We start from the raw sequence: 20,380 nt of genomic DNA, 5'->3' as shown, positions 1-20,380 counted from the left end.
CCCTCAAACGCATGGCTGCTTTTCCGGCAAAAAGGGGCCTAAAAGAACCGCTTCCCCCGTCAGCGCGTTAGCACAGGAGAATAGGCTTGATGGATGCAAACCATGACCGATCTCGTCGATCTCGATGCTGAAAGACTGCTGCGCGCCGAGCGTGCTGCCGAGCTGGCACGCGCCGAACTTCTAGCGAAATGCGAAGCGGCCATCGAAGCCGTCGGCAACGACGTCGCTGGATTTGCGCTGATCGTGTGGAACGGCAACGGCGAGATGCGAACGGTCTACGACGCCTCGAAGGGACCGATCGGAGCCGCCCTTCTCCCGACGCTTGCATCGGATGCTCTGAACCGGCACGTCGCGGTCATGCTGGCGAAAGACGAAGCTGTCGACGATTCAAGCACAAGCTGATGGGTCGTGAGCTGCAAACAACGCAAAACAAAACCCAGAGCGTGCGCTCTGGGTTTGTGCGTTCAGGCTCCCTCGGGGCTTAGTGAAGGAAGCCGAACAGATGCAGACCGATGATGACGACCAGCGGAACGCCGGCGAACCAAAGGATGAGATCGCGTGCCATTCTTTTCTCCTCAATGCTTGATCGGTGATGTGGGAAGCGGCTCGTCCGGAACGTCGCGGTGCGGTTCGTCGTTTCGCGCCGGTTCGTCTGCACGAGCATTTTGCGCGAGGCTGAGAACCGCATCGAGATTGCGCCGCGCGTCCGCCAAATGTCGTTTGGCTTCGTCCCGGCGCAGCACAACACTGTTTTGAGCAGCGCTGCGTAAGTCCTTCTCGAGTTCCCAAAGCGTTTTAAGGAGCTTCGGAACCGTTTCCTGAATGCTGCGAGACATCCATCCACCTCGTCACGTGCAACTGAGGCGTGAACGCGTGCGGATTATTTCCGGTTCCGTTTTTTGGTGATCCGTCGTAGGCGGTAAATTTCGAGGGAACAAAAAGCCTCGAACGTGAATTCTGCAACGCGCCCCATAACGGACAACCAATGATCCCTCAATCGCTTCTGCCCATCGTCCTGCTGACGATGTCGAACGTCTTCATGACCTTCGCTTGGTACGGTCACCTTAAATTCACGAACAAGCCGCTGTGGCTTGTCATCATCGTGAGCTGGGGCATTGCATTCTTCGAATACTGCTTAGCAGTTCCCGCCAACCGCTACGGCAGCGCGGTCTATAATCCCGCCGAACTGAAGACCATGCAGGAAGTCATCACGCTGACGGTTTTCTCGATCTTTTCCGTCACGTATCTTGGTGAAACCCTCACCATCAATCACGCCGTCGGCTTTGCATTCATCGCCCTCGGCGCGTTCTTCGTCTTCAAGGCGCCGCTGTAAAAGCGCGACTTCGCGACCAAGCGAACTCGACCCACCACCATCCTCGGCTTTATGCCGAGGATCTATCGTGCAGCAATGCGGGTCTGGAAACGGCATCCAAGCACGACGCCAAGGGATTGAGCCAAATATGCTCCGCTATTTGTTGAGCGGCACGTTCAACTGCAACTTGCTCGATACGCTCTGCGCTTCATCAGCAACGCCGAAATTATCGACCCCGGCCGAAACGCTCAGCGAGTACGCGCTTGAATCCGTGTAGGTCACACCCGCGCCGACCGATTGCGTCGCATCGAACGAGGTGTCGATGCCGTCCTTGTGCGACGTCGAGAGATCGAACTCGCGCTGATAGCTGAGATAGGGCGAAAGCTTCGAGCCATCGTCGAGCTTGAAATCGTGATTGATCTTCGGCGCTAGGATAAAAGAGCTGCGTTCGTCAGCGCCCGTCGACTCTGCGAATTCGGCATTCCCGGTTTGCCATTGCGTGCGCGCGTCGAAACTCAACAGGGGCGTCGCTTGCAAGGTCACGTAGGCAGAAGCCTTCTGATCCGCGACGACGCCCGGCGTGCCGTAATTACGCGTATCGCCGCGCTCGATCGAGACGCCGACCTTCGCCGCCTTGTTGAAATTATAGTCGGCGCCCAGCCCCGTCCGCGTCGACTGATCGGGCGACCCGTTGTAGCCGTTGAGATCGACGTTGGTCCAAACGTCGAGCGGAGTCTTACGTTCGACGGGCGCCGACGGCATTGCGAAGTCGGGTTTGATGGTCTCGCCGAATGCGGGCTGCTCCAGCGTCACGGACGCGCTGCGCTTGTTGTAGTCGCGCAAGGTGCCAAGGCTGGTCCGCACCGAAACGCCGGTATCCGTCGTGCTGAACGTCGCGGGAATGTCGTTGGTGTCGGTCGCAATCCAAGGAATGCCATCCGACTTCGGCGCCGGCTTCTTCGGCTGCGGCAAGTCCGATGGCTGCGTGCTGAGGTCAAGCTCCACACTGTAGCCTTCGCACGGCTGAAACGTCGTGAGCGCCGTCGTCGTCGTCACGTCCGCGCAGTCGTCGCCGCGGGCGGCGGCGGTGGCGGCAACAAGTGCGGCGAGGCTCACGCAGCCGAGACGCAGGCTGCGATATCTCAGGGAGGCGATTGAGGTTTTCACGATCATGAGTGCGAGGTAGCCACGAACTTTGATCATCATGTGGCGATATGGTGAATCGCCGGCCGCCGAAACCCTCCTATGCCATTCGTTAATAGGTCGTTTTTCCTAGACAGCATTTACGGCAATGTCGCACAGTTTTGGTATACTGTGAGTTTGGTTTCCTGCACGAAACGCGTGCGCTCGCACCCGCTAATGCACGTAGAATTTGCAGTCGCCATCGGCAAAAATTATCACCAGAAAGGGCAATGCATGACCTGGAGCGACGCGCTGAAGGGAGTTGTCGGCAATCTCGTTGGACAAGCCGAGCAAGCAGCCCTTCACGATCTCATCAAGGGCGTTCTCGGCACCGAAGGGCTGCAGACGATCCTTTCCAAATTGCAAAGCGCCGGTTTCGGCGATCAGGTGCAGTCGTGGTTCGACAAGAACAAGGACAGCTTGCCGATCACGCCGGACCAGATCAAGACCGCGCTCGGTGATGAGCACGTTCAGCAGATCGCGAAGTCGCTCGGCATTCCGGTCGATGCCATCCTGGCAGCCCTCGCCAAGGAACTGCCGCAGGTTGCAGAGACGGCAGGTCCTGCCGCAAATCCTTCGGCGTCGGCGGATGCATCATCCACGCCCGACCCGAAAGGCTGATCGGACGCCTTAATTCAAGGCCGGAGCCGCGCGTTCGATGATGGCCCTGGTGTCGGTTCCCGCCGGTAATAATCCGAACGCGCCGCCTGCCTCGCCCGCAAGACGCGTCGCGCAGAACGTCTCTGCGATTTCGCTCGGCGCGTGCCGGATCAGCAGCGCTGCCTGCAAGGCCAGCACCAGACTGCGAACGAACACCCGCGCCTGCGCTTCATCGAGGCGCCCTGCGCTCTCCTGAAGCTTTGTAACGAACGCCGCCAGCCTGCGATCCGCCGTCGCCGCCTCACGCAGTTCGGCCTCCAGCATGTCCATCGCCGTCTTCGATCGCGTCAACGCCCGCAGCACATCCAGGCACATGATGTTGCCCGAACCTTCCCAGATCGAGTTAAGCGGCATCTCGCGATAGATGCGCGCCAAATTGAATTCCTCGACGTAACCATTGCCGCCGAGCACTTCCATCGCCTCAGCCGCGAACGCCGGACCACGCTTGCAGATCCAGAATTTCGCGGCGGGCGTCACTACGCGCCGATAGGCGAGCGACGCTTCGTCGTCTTCGTCGTAGGCGCGCGCAAGCCGCATCGTCAGCACGGTCGCAGCCTCGGATTCGATCGCAAGATCGGCCAGCACGTTCGCCATCAACGGCTGATCGACGAGAAACTTCTGAAACGCCCGCCGGTGCCGCGCATGGTGGATCGCCTGTGCCAAACCCTGACGCATCAAGCCCGACGTTCCGATGGCGCAGTCGAGCCGCGTATAATTGCCCATCTCGATGATGGTCGGAATGCCCCGCCCTTCCTCTCCCAGAAGCTCCCCGTGCGCGCCCTCGAACTCCACTTCGCTCGACGCATTCGAACGATTGCCGAGCTTGTCTTTCAACCGTCGAATGTGGATCGCATTACGCACGCCATCGGGCGTCCAGCGCGGCACGAGAAAGCACGTCGGACCAGCAGCCGTTTGCGCCAGCACGAGGAACGCATCGCACATCGGCGCCGACATGAACCACTTATGTCCGCTTAGCTTGTAGAAGCGACGTTCCCCGATGCTGCGATAGAACTCCGCGCGCGTGACGTTGGCGCGCAAATCCGAGCCGCCCTGGTTCTCCGTCATCGCCATGCCGATCAGCGCCCCGGTCTTTTGCGCGACGGGCCGGAAATTCGGATCGTATGTTCGCGAGTAAATTCTCGGCAGCCATTCGTCTGCGATGGCGGGCGCGTGTTTCAGCGTCGCGACTGACGCATACGTCATCGACACCGGGCAGTAGACCCCGCTTTCGATCTGCGCCAGCATGAAACAACCCGCCGCCCGCGCGACATGCGCACCTTTCCGCGGCTCGGCCCACGGCGCTGTGTGCAGCCCGGCCTCCAGCGCCAGCCCCAAGAGCTTGTGCCAACTCTGATGAAAGTCGACCTCATCGAGACGATGACCATAGCGGTCGTAGATCTTGAGTTCGGGCACATGGCGGTTGGCTTCCGCGCCTACCGCGATCATCTCCGGCGTTCCGAGTTGCCGCCCGAGCATCGCGAGACGCGCGGCCGCCCAGCCTGCATTCTCGCGCGCCAAAGCCTCGCCAAGCACCGTGTCGCTCGACAGCAGATTGTAATTTTCGAGCGGCGGCGGCTGGTTTGTAACGTCGATCATCGGCGCACCTTCGGGCATGATGCGGCACTCTCGTTGCGGCTAAATCGACATTTCCAGCTGCACCTGATCGCGCCGTCCGTCAGCATAGCCTTTTTCTGGACTGAAGAAGCCCCGGTTGACGTTGATTATCCGGAAACCGCGACGAACATAGAAATTGATGTTGTCGGTTTCCCACGCGCCCGTGCCGACAATCAGGCGGCCAATCTTATTCGCACAACAATGATAAACCACAGCTTCGATCAAGCGCGTGCCGAAACCCTGCCGTTGAAATTCGGCGCGAACCGCGAGGCTCACCAGTTCGGTATACCCCACATCATCGAAGACAAGCGCCAAACCGGCAACCGACGTGCCGTCATACGCCGCAAAGACTGTCCCCAATTGGTAGTAGCTTTCGATTTGGCTGTCGGACTCGTCGGCAAGCCGAAAGAGCGGCAGCAATTCAGCTCGGCTGCCCTCATAGATTTGAATAGTCACACGGTCGCTCCTGTTCCCTAGTGAAGTACGCGAGCGACGCGCGAACTGTTTCGTCGGGACAGGTCAGACGGGCATTGACGCCAGCGGCTACTCCGCGACGATTTTCTCCGGTACCGCCTGGTATGGATCGGCATGTGCGACCGACGCAGTTCGAGCTTTTGTGCCGGGCATGATTTCAAAGCGCGGGTCGAAGTCAACCATCGTCGCGGCTAACTTGCCGAGAATTGAAATATCGCCTTCGAACGTCGCCTTGCCTTCTGCAATCTGCTCATCAAGCGACTTCACACCCATCATCGTCAGCTCGAGATCGGCCCTGTTGATCTTGAGCGTCAGATCGGCCTTCGCCGCTTGGTGCCCCTCGATATTGGTCAGCGTGGCATTTGCCAATTCCACGACAAACTTTTCGCCATTGTCCGGCGTGATCAAATTCATCGTGAAGTTGAGACCTTCGGCCTTCCGGCTATCCATCCGGATGCCAAGAAAGTTCAAGAACAGCTCGGTCGACATCGCGCGGATGACGTCCGGAGAGCTGGAGTTGGCAGTCTCGCCTTGGGGTATTCCGGAGCGCAACTCATAAGCTGCTGCGAGGAAACTGTTCCGCAGGCCAGGATTTTCCTGCTGATATCCGAGCTGCTCGAAAATATCGGCCAGCAAATCCTTGGCATCCGCGTTTTCCGGCTCGGCCTGCACCAGCTTGTTCACGATTTCCGACGCGAGAAGATATTGACCGGCATCGTGAAGCTCGCGGCCCTTGTCGATGATCCTGGACGAACCGCCCATCATCTCGACGTAAAGCGGCGCAGACTCTTCGGGCGACAGCGGTATCAAACTCGCCGGGTTACAGTCCCAATAACCCAGATACCTCTGAATCACGCCGCGCGCATTATTCTCCGCCGAGCCGTGATATCCGCGGCAATGCCACTTCTGCAGAATGCTTTTCGGCAACGCGTACACGTTATGGATCTGATTGATCGTCACGCCCTGGTTGGCGAAATGCAGCACTTGGTTATTCATGTGCGCATAAAGATCGCGCTGATCGCGCAGCACTTCCTGCACGCGATCGTTGCCCCATCGCGGCCAGTGATGCGAGGCGAACATAACCTCTGCTTCCAACCCAAACAGATAGAGCGACTCGTTGATGTATTTCGACCAGCGCAACGGATCGCGCACCTGCGCGCCGCGAAGAGTGTAGATGTTGTGCAGCGACGCGACGACATTTTCCGCCATCCAAAGCGCCTTCAACTCCGGGATGTAAGTGTTCATCTCGCGGGGCGCTTCAGTATTCGGCGTGCTCTGGAAAATCATCCGAACGCCGTCGACCTCAAACTCCTCAATTGCCCCCGAGACATAGCGGTTGGGCGCGATCAGCCCAGTCGCTCCGGCAGAGACGCCTTGGCCAAGACCTTGCCCGACATAGCCGTAGGGACTGGCGGGAAGCAGCAGTCCGTATTGATAAAAAAGTCGCCGGTTCATCGCGTTCCCGGCATAGACGTTCTCAGAGATCGTGAAATCCATGAAGTCGATTGGCGCGATCAACGCGACCTTGCCCGAGCGCACATCCGCCTCATCCACGATCCCGCGGACACCGCCCCAATGGTCGCCGTGCGTGTGCGAATAGATGACGGCTGTTACCGGCAATCCATTCCCCACATGCTTCTGAAAGAGCTGCCATGCCGCGCGAACGGGTTCAGCCGAGACGAGCGGATCAAACACGATCCAACCGGTCTTGCCGCGCACGAATGTGATGTCGGACAGGTCGACGCCCCGCACCTGATAGATGCCGGGCACAACCTCATAAAGACCGTAGTTGTTGTTCAATCGGGACTGGCGCAGCAACGACGGGTGGATACTGTCGAAATCGCGGTCCTCGTTCAGGAATTGAAATCGCTCCATGTCCCATGCTGTGTGGCCGGCGTCGGCCATGATCTTGAGATCTGGCATCGGAGCGATAAAGCCCTTCGCCAGCTCGTCGAAATCGCGTTTGTCGGCAAATGGCAGCGCGCTTTTCGACTGCTCCAGAATTGCCTTCGTAAATTTCGATGGCGCTTTGCCCTTGGGATGGAAATGTCCAGGCACCGGAGCAGCCTCTTCGGCCCACGACGAAGTCGCCTCCAGCACGAAATTCGATCCGACCACAAATGCCGCTCCAACAGCAGGAACGGCCTCAAGGAACGCCCGTCTCGTCGTCATTGCCAACTCCCCGGTTACCAAAACTGCGGGCGGCATTGAACCAGTGGCAATACGTGCACGGATTGATTTAGGGCAATAGAACGGGAGACAAGAACAAGCAACGACCGGTAATCGACGGGCTTTGATCAAAAAACTTATCCCCGCTCGTGCCGCAGGCCGCATACTGACCCCACCTCGCCTCGAAGATACGACGGACAGTCTCGAGACCGTTTGGAGATTGGGGGTGAGCGGCTGGTCGAACGTTTGCGGCACAAGGGGGTAACGGCCCGAGGCCCGAACGGAGCGAACCGTCCGGTGATCCGCGCGAATACGGTACCAACCGTCGGAGGAGTAAGGAACCTCCCATGCCGGACCGGTCGATCAGAATCCCAGCTACGGAGCGCGCCAAGGCGCTGTTTCATTCTTCGGAACGAGAACGGCACCAGGTGCCGGCGCGCTCCGTCTCCGATTTTCCCGCCGGTGCGACAAACACGCGGCGGCGAGAGTGTGTGGCGCGCCTTGCGGCCAGCTCCCCGCAGAGGAGTCGCAAGGCGCCCTCAAAGAGTTGACAGCCGCCGCACGTCCCCTAAAGGATGCACGATCCTCCAAACGTTTGAACAGGATAGCTGCCGATGGCTTCGACGCGCACGCCCGCCAAGCACTTTTCGCCCCTCGCCATTGGCGCGCCGGAGCCCTATCGCGCACTGCCCGTGAAGCTCGAGCGCATGATCCATTTCGTGCCGCCGCATAACGAGAAAATCCGCTCCAAAATCAAGGACCTGGCGTCTCAGGTCGACGTCGTGCTCGGCAATCTCGAGGACGCCGTGCCAATGGACCAGAAAGAGAACGCCCGCAAAGGCTTCATCGAGATGGTCCGCGACAACGACTTCGGTGCAACCGGCGTCTGGACCCGCATCAACTGCCTGAACTCGCCTTGGATTCTCGATGATGTCACCGAAATCGTCGCCGCCGTCGGCAACAAGCTCGACGTCATCATGCTACCCAAGGTCGAAGGCCCGTGGGACATCCACTACCTCGACCAGCTTCTGGCCCAGCTCGAAGCCAAGCATGGCGTCAAGAAGCCGATCCTGATCCACGCCATTCTCGAGACCGCCGAAGGCGTCAACAACGTCGAAGCCATCGCCGCAGCCTCGCCGCGCATGCACGGCATGAGCCTCGGCCCGGCCGACCTCGCCGCCTCCCGCGGCATGAAGACGACCCGCGTCGGCGGCGGCCACCCCGATTACGGTGTGCTGGCCGACGCCCAGAAGGACAATACGTCAGCACCGCGCGCCTTCTACCAGCAGGACCTTTGGCACTACACCGTTGGCAAGATGGTCGACGCCTGCCTCGCCTACGGCCTGAAGCCGTTCTACGGCCCGTTCGGCGACTTCTCCGACCTCGCCGCCTGCGAAGCCCAGTTCCGGAATGCTTTTCTCCAGGGCTGCCTCGGCGCCTGGACGCTGCACCCCACCCAGATCGAAATCGCGAAACGCGTGTTCTCTCCCGATCCGGTCGAGGTGAAATTTGCCAAGCGCATCCTCGACGCCATGCCGGACGGCACCGGCGCCGTCATGCTCGACGGCAAGATGCAGGACGACGCCACCTGGAAACAGGCGAAGGTCATCGTCGATCTGGCCAAGATCGTGGCCTCGAAAGACGCCGAGCGCGCGGCACTTTATGGCGACCTCTAGGGCGTGGATATGGGCTTGCGCACGGGCCGCAACCGCCACACATTTACGCCATGAGTGACATTAAGCATGCAAAGTTCGCGATCGGTCAGGTCGTCCGCCATCGGCTTTATCCGTTCCGCGGACTGATCTTCGACATCGATCCGGAGTTTGCGAACACCGAGGAGTGGTGGCTGTCGATCCCTGAAGAGGTCCGCCCTCACAAGGACCAGCCCTACTATCACCTCTTCGCCGAGAACGCCGAGACGACCTACCTCGCCTACGTGTCCGAGCAGAACCTGCTGCTCGACGATACGCAGCAGCCGCTGCGCCATCCCGACATCGAAGATCACTTCATCATCGACGGCAACGGCGGCTATCGGCTTCGCCCCGAAGCGAATAACTGACCCCTCTCACCTGACGTCGTCTTCGTAACATCGTCATTCTCGATCGGACGAGCCTGCGAAGCCGATCGGGAATCCAGCGTAAGACGCTCCGAAGGCTCAAGCCCTCCCTCACCCTGCCCCTTCTCGCCAAGGAGAGAGCGCCCTCAGATCAGTCCGAGAGAGCCAACCTCTGCCTGCCCGGACAGCATCCCGTACCCACGCAACAAAAAAACCGCCCCGAAAGGATCGGGGCGGTTTCGATTTAGAGTAACGCTGGTCCGACGATTACTTCTTCGTCGAGCTCGTCGTCGTCGGCGCCTTCTCGATCGGAGGCGCGCCCGGACCATCGAGCGGCAGATTCTTCATCTCGTTGGCCTTCCACTTCTCGGCCGCCTGCTGCTGACGCTGGCGGATTTGCGCCATCAGCTGGCTGCGAGCTTCGGCGTATTTCTTGTTGTCGACCGGAGGACCTGCAGCGGCTTCGTTGTAGCCGTCGAGCGGAACCGGGAAGCCGATCGGCTGCGCCGCAGCGTTCATGGCCAGAACCATGATGCCGCCGCCCGTCGACATTTCCTTCAAGATCTCAGGCGTCGCTTCCGTCTCGGCCGTGCAGCCTGCCGGATGGCAAAGCGCATAACGCAGTTCGATAGGCTTCAACTGCTTCTCGTCGATCTTCTCGCCCTTCGAGGCAGCGGCCCACTGGGCCTTCGTGTAAACGGCAGCGCGAATGCCCGGCGGGATGGCCATGCCGAGCGGCACCATGATCATCAGCGACTTCTTGGGCGAGCCCTCGACGGTGCGGATCGCCGCCGAAACCAGAACCATGCCGGTATTGCCGTCGAGACGCTCATGATGCGTGAGGCAGAGCGACTTCTCGGTCTTGACGTCCTTGCCGTCGGGCCCCTTCGTGACGACAGGCGCCTTCTCGCAAAGCTTGACCCATGCGCTTTGGGGTTTAGCAGCGGCGGTCTTCGCAGGCGCCGGCGCCTTTTTGGCGTCCGCGGCCTGAGCGCCGGCGGACGCAGCAGCGATTACCGCCAACATAGCAACGGCTGAAACGAGCGCCCTACCGCCCGTGCGCAATACTGCGTTTGCCATCAACGTAAAAATCCTCGCTTGTTTTGAACCAGCCCCGCCGGTTCGTCCCCTCAAAGTCGCCGCGCCGTTTGCTCGACATTGCAAGCTCGCGCAGACCCGGCATATACCTCTTGCCGTTCCTGAGCCGAGTAAGGCTCCGAATACGGCAATCCCGTGACCGGATCGAGCCCCTATTGGGGGCTTTTCCGCAGCCTTCTCAAACGTGGCCGCTCTGCAACTGCGACAAGCTGGACAGCAGGTCGAAACCGCCGCTAGAACATGCCCACGGCTTATTCGATGGGCATCTTGAATGCCGGGAATTATCCCGCTTTACCAAACACGTGGACGGCTTTCTGGTGCCTGGAATGTCATTTGGGAAATTCTCTCTCGCACTGCTGCTCACGGTCACGCTTGGCTGGAGCGCTGAGGCCGCTCCGGTTCGCGCCGTTGCACTGCACGGAAAACCGCTCTTTTCGGACAATTTCACGGCATTCCCCTACGTAAATCCGAACGCGCCGAAAGGCGGCAAGCTGACGCTCGGCGTCCTCGGCTCCTATGAAAACGTGAACCCGCTGATCGTCGGCGGCACGCCCGCATCCGGCATTCGGGAATTTGTCATCGAAGGTCTGATGGCGCGCAGCCTCGATGAGCCCTTCACCCTCTATGGCCTGCTCGCCGAGACGATCGACATCGCCGACGACCACAAATCCGTGACGTTCGCCATTAACCCAGCCGCGCGATTTTCCGACGGCCAGCCGGTCACCGCCGAAGATGTCCTCAACTCGTTTCAGCTCTTGAAGGACAAAGGCCGCCCCAATCACCGGACCTATTTCGCCAAGGTCACGAAAGCCGAAAAGATCGGCGACCGCAGCGTTCGCTTCACATTCGAAGACGCCAGCGACCGAGAATTGCCATTCATCCTCGGCCTGATGCCGGTCTTCGCCGCCCACGCGACCACGCCGGAGAAATTCGAAGCTGCCTCGATGACGCCGCTCGTCGGCTCCGGCCCCTACACGGTGTCGAAAATCGACGCCGGACGCTCGATCATCTACCAGCGCAATCCGGACTATTGGGGCAAGGATCTGGCCGTTAATCGCGGCCGGTTCAATTTCGACGAGATCCGCTTCGATTACTACCGCGACGCCTCATCCATGTTCGAAGCCTTCAAGGCGGGGAACATCGACCTGCGCCTGGAAGAAGACCCCGGCCGCTGGGCCACGGGCTATAATATCCCCGCCGTCCGCGACGGGCGTATCATCAAAGCTGAGTTCGACATCGGCTTACCGGCAGGCATGACAGCCCTCGTCTTTAACACCCGCCGGCCCATCTTTGCCGATCCCATGGTCCGGCACGCTTTGATGATGCTTTTTGATTTCGAATGGTGCAACCGCACGCTTTACAACGGTCTCTATAAGCGCACCGAAAGCTACTTCGAGCGTTCATATCTCGCCTCCACCGGCCATTCCGCCGACGCTTACGAACAAAAGCTGCTCGCGCCGTATCCGGATGCCGTTAAGCCCGAGATCATGGCTGGCACCTATCGCTTCCCGACGACTGACGGCAGCGGCCAGGACCGCCCGACCCAACGCGCAGCCTTTGCGCTTTTGAAAAAGGCGGGCATGGTCCTGAAAGACGGCCGCATGATCAACGGCAAGACCGGCCAGCCTCTTTCTTTTGAAATTCTTGCCAACAGCAACGCCCAGGAAGCGTTGTTGCTGAGCTATGCGCGAAGCCTCGCACCGCTCGGAATCCAGGCGCGCGTCCGCCTCGTCGACAGCGCCCAGTATCAGGCGCGGTTGACCGAATTCGATTACGATATGATCCAGAACACCTGGTACGCATCGCTCTCTCCCGGCAACGAACAGCTCTTCCGCTGGTCGGAAAAAACGGCTGGCGCAAAGGGCTCGTTCAATTTCGCCGGCGTCAGAAACCCAGCCGCCGACGCGATGATCGACGCCATGCTCGCCGCCAACACCGAAACGGATTTTGTCTCTTCCGTACGCGCATTGGATCGCGTCCTGCTGTCGGGCGACTACGTCGTGCCGCTGTTCTACACGCCGCGCCAATGGGTGCCCTATTGGGCGCGCCTCAAGCATCCCGACAAGACACCTCTTTTCGGCTATTCCGTCGACACATGGTGGACCGAGCCGAAATGACACCGTTAGACGGCACGCCCTTCAACATGGCGGACTACGCTATCGGTCGGGCCGCACGCAGCACGCCCGATAAAACGGCGCTGCTCGTCTACGATACCGCGACGCCCGAACGGCCGCAGGAAAGCTGGACGTTCGCCGAGATCGAAGACGCTATCCTGCGCCTCGCAGCAGGACTGGCAGAGCGCGGCCTAAAGCCCGGCGACCGCATCGCCATTCGCCTTGGTAACTCCAGCCAATCGGCGTTGCTGTTCTTTGCGGCGATGGCCGGCGGCTTCATCGCTCTCCCCTTGTCCGATCAGTTGACGGCAACGGAACTGAAATCGCTTCTCGAAGACAGCGGCGCCGCGGCGATCGCAACATCGTCGCCGCTCACCGATGACATCATGCCTGGCGCGATCGTCCTGACATCCGCTGACGTCGCTTTACTGATGCGCGGACCGACGCGCGCCGACTACACACCGACCGCCACCGACGATCCCGCATTCCTGATCTACACCTCCGGCACGACGTCGAAACCCAAGGGCGTGCTGCACGCACAGCGCTCCGCTCTCGGCCGCCGCCCGATGTATCAGGGCTGGTATGGCATCACGCCTGATGACCGCATGCTGCACGCAGGTGCCTTCAACTGGACGTTCACGCTTGGCGTCGGCCTGACCGACCCGTGGGCGAACGGCGCAACGGCCATTGTCTGTACCGGCGATAAGGCGCCCGAGCTTTGGCCAGCCCTCATCGCTTCAACCGGCGCGACGCTGTTCGCCGCCGTGCCCGGCGTCTATCGCCAAATTCTGAAATACGCGCGCCCCGAACGCGGCACCCTAGGCCGGCTTCGCCACGGATTGACGGCGGGCGAAACGCCGCCGCCCGGTTTGATCGAGGAATGGACCGCAACCACCGGCCTGCCGCTCTACGAAGCCCTCGGTATGAGCGAGATCTCGACGTACATCTCGACAGGTCCAGACGTGCCCTATCGCTTCGGCACCGTAGGCAAACCGCAGGCGGGCCGTCGCATCGCGATCCTTCCCGCAGAAGGCGGCAATCAACCGTTGCCGACTAGCGCCGAAGGCCTGATCGCCGTCCATCGCTCCGATCCCGGCCTGATGCTCGGCTATTGGAACCGCCCAGACGAGGAAGCTGAAGTCATGCGCGGCGAGTGGTTCGTTGGCGGCGATCTCGGTTCCATCGACGCCGATGGCTACGTCACGCATCTCGGCCGCGCCAACGAACTGATGAACGCAGGCGGTTATCGCGTCTCGCCGCTCGAAATCGAAGCGGCGCTCGCAGCGTGCCCTGGCGTGGCCGAAGTCGCGTGTTCAGAAATCCGCATACGGAGCGATGTGTCGATCATCGGCGCGTTCGTCGTCGGCAACGATGCAGCGAAGATCGACGCCGACACCGTCAAAGCCTTCGCCTCCGAACGCCTCGCTGCCTACAAGGTGCCGAAAGAAATCGTCTTCGTCGACAAGCTCCCCCGCACCGCCAACGGCAAGGTGCAGCGCAAGGCGCTCGCACCGCTGCTTCAGTCGAAATAACCGTCATCCCGGCAAAGACCGGCATGACGGTGTCGAAGACAAAAACCTAAGCCGCCTTTTTGGTTTTCGCGGCGAGGTCGGCGAACTGCTGCACCAGCGCACGCACGCCCTTGAGACGCAGCTCTGGCAAGTCCCAATCCGAGCGATAGACGAGCCGCTGATCGGGCTGCACCTTGAGAAGGCCGCGCGAATTCTGCACGAGCGAGATGAGTCCTTCGGGGTTCGCAAACCGCCCCTTGTAAAGCGTGATGACGGCGCCCTTGGGACCCGCATCGACCTTCGCAATGCCCGCCGTGCGGCACAGGCCTTTGATCTCCATGACGTCGAGCAGATGGCCAACTTCGTCCGGCAGCGGACCGAAGCGATCGACCAATTCCGCTGCGAACGCATCGATCTCGGAGCGCTTTTCGAAACTCGACAAACGCCGATAGAGACCGAGGCGAAGTTGTAGATCCGTGACGTAGCTTTCCGGAATCATGATCGACGTACCGAGCTGGATCTCCGGGCTCCACTTGTCGTCCGCTTCGAGATCGCCGCCCTTCATCGCCGCGACCGCCTCTTCGAGCATTGACTGATAAAGCTCGAAGCCGACCTCGCGAATATGACCCGACTGTTCTTCGCCGAGCAGGTTGCCTGCGCCGCGAATATCGAGATCGTGCGACGCCAGCGAGAAGCCCGCGCCAAGCGTATCGAGCGATTGCAGAACCTTGAGCCGCTTCTCCGCGCCCTCAGTCAGCTTTTTATCCGGCGGCGTCGTGATGTACGCGTAAGCGCGCGTCTTGGAACGGCCGACGCGTCCGCGAAGCTGGTAAAGTTGCGCCAAGCCAAACATATCGGCGCGGTGCACGATCAGCGTATTCGCATTCGGCACGTCGAGACCGGATTCGACAATCGCCGTTGAAAGCAGAATGTCGTACTTGCCCTCATAGAACGCCGTCATGACGTCTTCGAGTTCGGTCGGTGACATCTGCCCCGTTGCGCGCGCAAACGCCAGATCGGGCACCGCTTCGCGCAGGAATTCCGCGATGTCGTCGAGATCAGAAATACGCGGCGCGACGTAGTACGTTTGGCCGCCACGGAAGCGTTCGCGTCTGAGCGCTTCCTTCAAAATCACCGGATCGAATGGCGAAATAAACGTGCGCACCGCGAGGCGATCGACCGGCGGTGTGGTGATGAGCGAAAGTTCGCGCACGCCCGTCAGTGCAAGTTGCAGCGTGCGCGGGATCGGCGTCGCCGACAGCGTCAGCACGTGCACATCCTCGCGCATCTTCTTCAGGCGTTCCTTGTGATTGACGCCGAAGTGCTGCTCCTCGTCGATAATCAAAAGCCCAAGCCGTGCGAAGTCGATGCCCTTACCAAGCAGCGCGTGCGTGCCGACGACGATGTCGACGTTGCCCGACTTCAGTCCCGCCTTCACCTCGGCGAGATCCTTCGCACTGACCATGCGGGACGCCTGCGCGATCGTCACGGGCAAGCCCTGGAAGCGCTGCGCAAATGTGCGGAAGTGCTGTCGCGCTAGCAGGGTCGTCGGCACCACGACCGCAACCTGCAAACCGTTCATTGCAGCAGTAAACGCCGCGCGAATGGCGACTTCCGTTTTGCCGAAACCGACGTCGCCGCAAACAAGGCGGTCCATCGGCTTGCCCGACGCCATGTCGGCAAGAACGGCATCGATGCTCGCCGCCTGGTCCTCCGTCTCCTCGTAGGGAAAGCGCGCGACGAACTCATCGTAAGCGCCGGTCGGCGGAATAAGCACGGGCGCTTCCCGCATTGCCCGCATCGCCGCGATCTTGATAAGCTCGTTGGCAATCTCGCGCAGCCGCTTTTTGAGCTTGGCCTTGCGCGTCTGCCAGCCGACGCCGCCGAGACGGTCGAGCTGCGCGTCACCTTCGTCCGAGCCGTAGCGCGACAGCAGCTCGATGTTTTCGACCGGCAGGAACAGCTTGTCGCCACCCGCGTAATGCAGTTCCAGACAGTCGTGCGGCGCGCCGAGCGCCGTGATCGTCTGCAAGCCGTGGAAACGGCCGATACCGTGATCGCTGTGCACGACGAGATCGCCGACCGAAAGGCTCGTCGCCTCGGTGAGAACGTCGGCGGCTTTTTTCGCGCGGCGTCGTTGCCGCACGAGCCGGTCACCCAGAATGTCCTGCTCGGCGATGACGGCGAAGTCTGGCGTCTCGAAGCCTTCCTCGATGCCGAACACCGCGAACGCCGTCTCCTTAGGGCGCATCGCCTGCACGCCAGCGAAGTCGTCGACCTTTACGGCGTCCTTCAACCCATGATCTTCAAGCAGCGTTATGAGCCGCTCGCGCGCGCCCGGCGTCCAGCACGCAAGAATAACGCGCCGATTGTCGCCCTGAATGCGCCGGATATGTCCGACGGCCGCATCGAACACGTTCGCATCCGGATTGGCGCGCTCGGCCGCAAACGTGCGCCCGCGCTTACCGTGCATCTGGTAGACATTCGTCGTACCCGGATCGTCGAACGGCGTCAGGCGCGAAACGGTCCGCGCATCGAGCGCCGCCTTCCAGTCCTTGCCGTCGAGGAACATCTGATCGGGCGGCACCGGCTTGTACGGCGGCGCGCCGAAACGCTGGCCTTCGAGCGAGTCGACGCGCGCCTCATAGTGCTCTCGGATCTGCTCGAAGCGCCGCTGGACCGCTTCGTCTGCAAGATGATCGAAACTGATGCCTACACCCGGGAGGTAATCGAACAGCGTCTCGAGGTTCGGATGAAACAGGGGCAGCCAGTGCTCCTGACCGACATAGCGGCGCCCGCTGCTGACCGCCTCGTAAAGCGGATCGTCGCCCGTGTTGCCGCCGAACAGCGCGACGTAGCGCGTGCGGAACAGCGCCGTCGCCGCCTCGCCGAATGCCACTTCGCTGACCGGCATCAGCGAGAACTTCGGCACCGGCTTCTGCGAGCGCTGCGTCTCCGGATCGAACGCCTTGACGGACTCCAACTGGTCGCCGAAGAAATCGAGGCGGATCGGCAGGCTTCGTCCCGGCGGATAAAGATCGACGATACCGCCGCGTTGCGCATATTCGCCGGGCTCCATCACTGTACTGGAGCGATCGTAGCCGTAGGACTCCAGTCGCCGGATCAGGTCAGCCGGATCGAGCCGCTGCCCTGGCGCAATCGTCTTCACCGCCCCGCGGATGAAACTGCGTGGCGGCACGCGCTGCAAAATCGAATTGACCGTCGTCAGCACCAGCGTCGGCTTTTTGCGTCCGCCGACCGCGAGCTTGCCAAGCGCCGTGATCCGCTTCGATACAATCTCCGGATTGGGGCTGGTGCGGTCGTACGGCACCGTATCCCACGACGGGAACGGCACGACCGAAACATCGGGCGCAAAGAACGCTACCGCCGCCTGCAATTCGTCGAGCCGCCGGTCGTCGCGAGCGACATGCAGATGAATGCCCGGCAGATCGCCTGAGCGCGCAGCCTTCGTCACGTCCGCAATGACGCGGCCGTCGAAGCCTTCCGGAACGCCTGAAAAGATTGCGCGTGAATTTTGAACGTCTGTCGTCATCAACTCGTCTTAGCTCGCCGTGGCGCTGAGGCCATGAAAGGCGCGAATGTCATTCACAAGATCTTCGAACTCGATGCCGGCAAAACCCTCGCCCGAAAAAATCCATTGCTGCAGCGCCGGATCGGGGATGGTCAGGAACCGCTCGAAGCGCGCGATCTCCTCGCCAGAATAGCCCGGCAGCCGGTCATCGGCATAACGTCCGACAAGAACGTCCATTTCCTTCGTGCCGCGGTGATGCGCGCGGTAAGACGCCCGCCGCCTGCGCGTTTCCAGTTCATCGGTCATTTGCAGCTCGGGTTGCATGGCAATGGTATAAAGCGCCGCCGGCAGCTTGACGGAGTGCCGGCCGGCCGTCACGGTGCGCCATTCGCGAAGGGCTCGTATAGCGCCCGCAGCTTGGCTCGCCTAGCGCGGCGGGCGATGCTTATTGCCGCGACCTTAGGGCGCGGCCGCGAATCTGAACAACCGCAGGCCCCTTTCGACGATGCGACCAGCCCTCCTGAACCCGCTTTTCGCATCGGCACAGACGCTCGGCGGCATCGGCCCTCGCCTGATCCTGCTGCTGAAAAAGTGCCTGGCGCTGCCCCCCGGCATCTCGGAGCCTCGCGTCATCGACGTGCTCTGGCATATGCCGACTGGCGTCATCGACCGCCGCAGCCAGCCGCGCCTGACCGAGGCCATCCCCGGCACCATCGTCACCCTGGAACTTCGCGTACTGAAGCACAAACCCTCGCCACGCGGAAACACCAAGGCCCCCTATAAAGTCACCTGCGAGGACGATACGGGCCGTATCGATCTGGTGTTTTTCCATGCAGAACACAAGTTCATCGAGCGGCAGCTCCCCGTCGGCGAAATCCGTTTCGTCTCCGGCCGCATCGAGCGCTACGGCGAGAACCTGCAGATGTCCCACCCGGATTATATCGTCTCGCCGGAAGCGCGTGACGAGATGCCGATGCTGGAGCCTGTCTATCCGCTCACCGCGGGCCTCTCCGGAAAGATCGCGTTGAAAGCCGCACGTCAGGCCGTCGATCGCGTCCCCGAATTTCCCGAATGGCAAGAGGGTCACTGGCTGAAGGCCCGCGACTGGCCGAATTTCAAGGACGCGATTTCCCGCGTCCATCGCCCCGACGACGCGCAGGACGTTTCGAGCGGTGCTGCGCCATGGCAGCGCCTCGCCTTCGACGAGCTTCTGGCCGGGCAGCTCGCCTTCGCGCTGGTCCGTCGCAACCTCAAGACCGAGCGCGGACGCCGGTTGTCGGGCAACGGCGAAATCCGCGCCAAGATCGCCGCCGCGCTTCCCTTCTCGCTGACCGGGTCACAGAAGAACGCGCTTGAAGAAATTTCGGCCGACCTCGCAGCTTCCCACCGCATGCTGCGTCTGCTGCAGGGTGACGTCGGCTCCGGCAAAACCGTTGTCGCGCTGATGACGATGGCGGTCGCGGTGGAAGCGGGCGCCCAGGCCGCGATGATGGCGCCGACCGAAGTTCTCGCCCGCCAGCACATCGACACGATCGCGCCTCTCGCAGAAGCCGCCGGGCTGCGCCTTGCGCTTCTCACGGGTCGCGAGAAGGGCAAAGCCCGCGACGCCGTCATCTCGCGCTTGGCATCGGGCGAGATTGACATTCTCGTCGGCACGCACGCGCTGTTTCAATCCGATGTGATCTTTAAGGATCTCGCGGTTGCCGTCATCGACGAACAGCATCGCTTCGGCGTGCACCAGCGCATGGCTTTGCAGTCGAAAGGCACAAATGGCGACACCAACGTCCTCGTCATGACCGCCACGCCCATTCCGCGCACACTGTTGATGACCCATTACGGCGACCTCGACGTCTCGAAGCTCACCGAAAAGCCTGCCGGACGCAAACCCGTCGTCACCAAGGCCGCGCCGCTCGAACTGCTCGAACGCCTGATCGACCGCATCCGCGTACAGCTTGAGGAAGGCGCACAGGTCTATTGGGTCTGCCCGCTGATCGAAAGCTCCGAGCTGACCGATCTCGCCGCAGCGGAAGAACGCTATGCCTATCTCCGCCAACTCTTCGGCGACACGGTGGGTTTGCTCCACGGCGGCATGAGCGGGAAGGAGAAAGACGAGACGATGGCCGCGTTCGCCGCGAACCGGCTCAAAATTCTCGTCGCAACTACCGTTATCGAGGTCGGCGTTAACGTGCCGAATGCCAACATCATGGTGATCGAGCATGCCGAGCGCTTCGGCCTCGCCCAGCTGCACCAGTTGCGCGGACGCGTCGGCCGCGGTGCGCGGGAATCCTTCTGCATGCTGCTTTATAAATCGCCGCTCGGCGAGACCGCCGAAGCACGCCTCAAGATGATGGAAGAAACCGAAGACGGCTTCAAAATCGCGGAGAAGGATTTGGAGCTGCGCGGCGGCGGCGAAATTCTCGGTGCGCGCCAAAGCGGTGACCCGGGGTTCCGCATCGCAGATGTTCCGGGACGCGATGCCCTCCTCGAAGCGGCACGCGACGACGCGGTGCTAATACTCGAAAAAGATCCCAACCTCGTCTCACCGCGCGGGCAAGCGCTGCGTACGCTGCTCTATCTCTTCGAATGCGACGAAGCCGTCCGCCTGTTTCGCGCTGCGTAGATCGGCCGAAGACACGCAAGCGCTCACCGCGTCCCAAC

Annotated in this window: 16 protein-coding genes; 8 read left to right on the top strand and 8 right to left on the bottom strand. The window is 61.1% G+C overall.

The window, feature by feature from the left end:
- Positions 1-102 precede the first annotated feature (102 nt).
- Positions 103-402: a hypothetical protein gene (locus RLW41_RS20260; protein WP_414462651.1), complete on the top strand. Its 300-nt coding sequence runs from the start codon at positions 103-105 to the stop codon at positions 400-402.
- A 173-nt stretch (positions 403-575) separates the two neighbouring features.
- Here the strand turns inward: RLW41_RS20260 and RLW41_RS20255 are convergent, their stop codons facing one another.
- Positions 576-836, bottom strand: a complete 261-nt coding sequence (locus RLW41_RS20255; RefSeq protein WP_414462650.1) for a hypothetical protein — start codon at positions 834-836, stop codon at positions 576-578.
- A gap of 149 nt (positions 837-985) precedes the next feature.
- On the opposite strand from RLW41_RS20255, the gene RLW41_RS20250 reads away from it, so the two are divergent.
- Positions 986-1,333, top strand: coding sequence for a DMT family protein (locus RLW41_RS20250; RefSeq protein WP_013947571.1), 348 nt, complete (start codon positions 986-988; stop codon positions 1,331-1,333).
- Between the two features lie 135 nt (positions 1,334-1,468).
- Here the strand turns inward: RLW41_RS20250 and RLW41_RS20245 are convergent, their stop codons facing one another.
- Positions 1,469-2,518: a hypothetical protein gene (locus RLW41_RS20245; protein WP_414462649.1), complete on the bottom strand. Its 1,050-nt coding sequence runs from the start codon at positions 2,516-2,518 to the stop codon at positions 1,469-1,471.
- Positions 2,519-2,728: 210 nt separating this feature from the next.
- On the opposite strand from RLW41_RS20245, the gene RLW41_RS20240 reads away from it, so the two are divergent.
- Positions 2,729-3,115: a YidB family protein gene (locus RLW41_RS20240; RefSeq protein WP_414462648.1), complete on the top strand. Its 387-nt coding sequence runs from the start codon at positions 2,729-2,731 to the stop codon at positions 3,113-3,115.
- Between the two features lie 9 nt (positions 3,116-3,124).
- On the opposite strand, the gene RLW41_RS20235 is transcribed toward RLW41_RS20240, so the two are convergent.
- From RLW41_RS20235 to RLW41_RS20225, 3 genes are all read right to left on the bottom strand, one after another.
- Entirely contained in the window at positions 3,125-4,768 is a 1,644-nt protein-coding gene (locus tag RLW41_RS20235; protein WP_414462647.1) for an isovaleryl-CoA dehydrogenase, read from the bottom strand.
- 21 nt (positions 4,769-4,789) lie between these two features.
- Positions 4,790-5,224, bottom strand: a complete 435-nt coding sequence (locus RLW41_RS20230; protein ID WP_409559841.1) for a GNAT family N-acetyltransferase — start codon at positions 5,222-5,224, stop codon at positions 4,790-4,792.
- An 87-nt stretch (positions 5,225-5,311) separates the two neighbouring features.
- Complete coding sequence (locus tag RLW41_RS20225) at positions 5,312-7,414, bottom strand: alkyl/aryl-sulfatase (protein ID WP_414462646.1); 2,103 nt, start codon at positions 7,412-7,414, stop codon at positions 5,312-5,314.
- A gap of 611 nt (positions 7,415-8,025) precedes the next feature.
- Between RLW41_RS20225 and RLW41_RS20220 the strand changes: the two genes are divergently transcribed.
- Together RLW41_RS20220 and hspQ are read left to right on the top strand one after the other, a co-directional pair.
- Positions 8,026-9,087, top strand: a complete 1,062-nt coding sequence (locus RLW41_RS20220) for an HpcH/HpaI aldolase/citrate lyase family protein (protein ID WP_414462645.1) — start codon at positions 8,026-8,028, stop codon at positions 9,085-9,087.
- Between the two features lie 50 nt (positions 9,088-9,137).
- Positions 9,138-9,470, top strand: coding sequence for a heat shock protein HspQ (gene hspQ / locus RLW41_RS20215; RefSeq protein WP_414462644.1), 333 nt, complete (start codon positions 9,138-9,140; stop codon positions 9,468-9,470).
- A 264-nt stretch (positions 9,471-9,734) separates the two neighbouring features.
- Here hspQ and RLW41_RS20210 read toward each other — a convergent pair whose 3' ends face one another.
- Positions 9,735-10,547 (bottom strand): invasion associated locus B family protein, encoded by an 813-nt coding sequence (locus RLW41_RS20210; protein ID WP_409559837.1) that lies wholly within the window; start codon positions 10,545-10,547, stop codon positions 9,735-9,737.
- Positions 10,548-10,891: 344 nt separating this feature from the next.
- Here RLW41_RS20210 and RLW41_RS20205 point away from each other — a divergent pair, with 344 nt between their 5' ends.
- Positions 10,892-12,682 (top strand): extracellular solute-binding protein, encoded by a 1,791-nt coding sequence (locus RLW41_RS20205; RefSeq protein WP_414462643.1) that lies wholly within the window; start codon positions 10,892-10,894, stop codon positions 12,680-12,682.
- The gene (locus tag RLW41_RS20200; protein ID WP_414462642.1) at positions 12,679-14,211 is read left to right on the top strand and encodes a class I adenylate-forming enzyme family protein; all 1,533 of its coding nucleotides are present in this window, start codon (positions 12,679-12,681) and stop codon (positions 14,209-14,211) included. Before RLW41_RS20205 ends, RLW41_RS20200 begins: the two co-directional genes overlap by 4 nt.
- 46 nt (positions 14,212-14,257) lie before the next feature.
- Here the strand turns inward: RLW41_RS20200 and mfd are convergent, their stop codons facing one another.
- Entirely contained in the window at positions 14,258-17,743 is a 3,486-nt protein-coding gene (gene mfd, locus RLW41_RS20195; protein WP_414462641.1) for a transcription-repair coupling factor, read from the bottom strand.
- Positions 17,744-17,752: 9 nt separating this feature from the next.
- Entirely contained in the window at positions 17,753-18,100 is a 348-nt protein-coding gene (locus tag RLW41_RS20190; protein ID WP_414462640.1) for a succinate dehydrogenase assembly factor 2, read from the bottom strand.
- A 127-nt stretch (positions 18,101-18,227) separates the two neighbouring features.
- Between RLW41_RS20190 and recG the strand changes: the two genes are divergently transcribed.
- The gene (recG, locus tag RLW41_RS20185; protein WP_414462639.1) at positions 18,228-20,342 is read left to right on the top strand and encodes an ATP-dependent DNA helicase RecG; all 2,115 of its coding nucleotides are present in this window, start codon (positions 18,228-18,230) and stop codon (positions 20,340-20,342) included.
- The last annotated feature ends 38 nt before the right edge of the window (positions 20,343-20,380 follow it).

Source organism: Hyphomicrobium sp. DY-1 (genome assembly GCF_047497105.1).
GTDB lineage: Bacteria > Pseudomonadota > Alphaproteobacteria > Rhizobiales > Hyphomicrobiaceae > Hyphomicrobium_B.
This window is presented reverse-complemented; position numbering and strand designations above follow the sequence as displayed.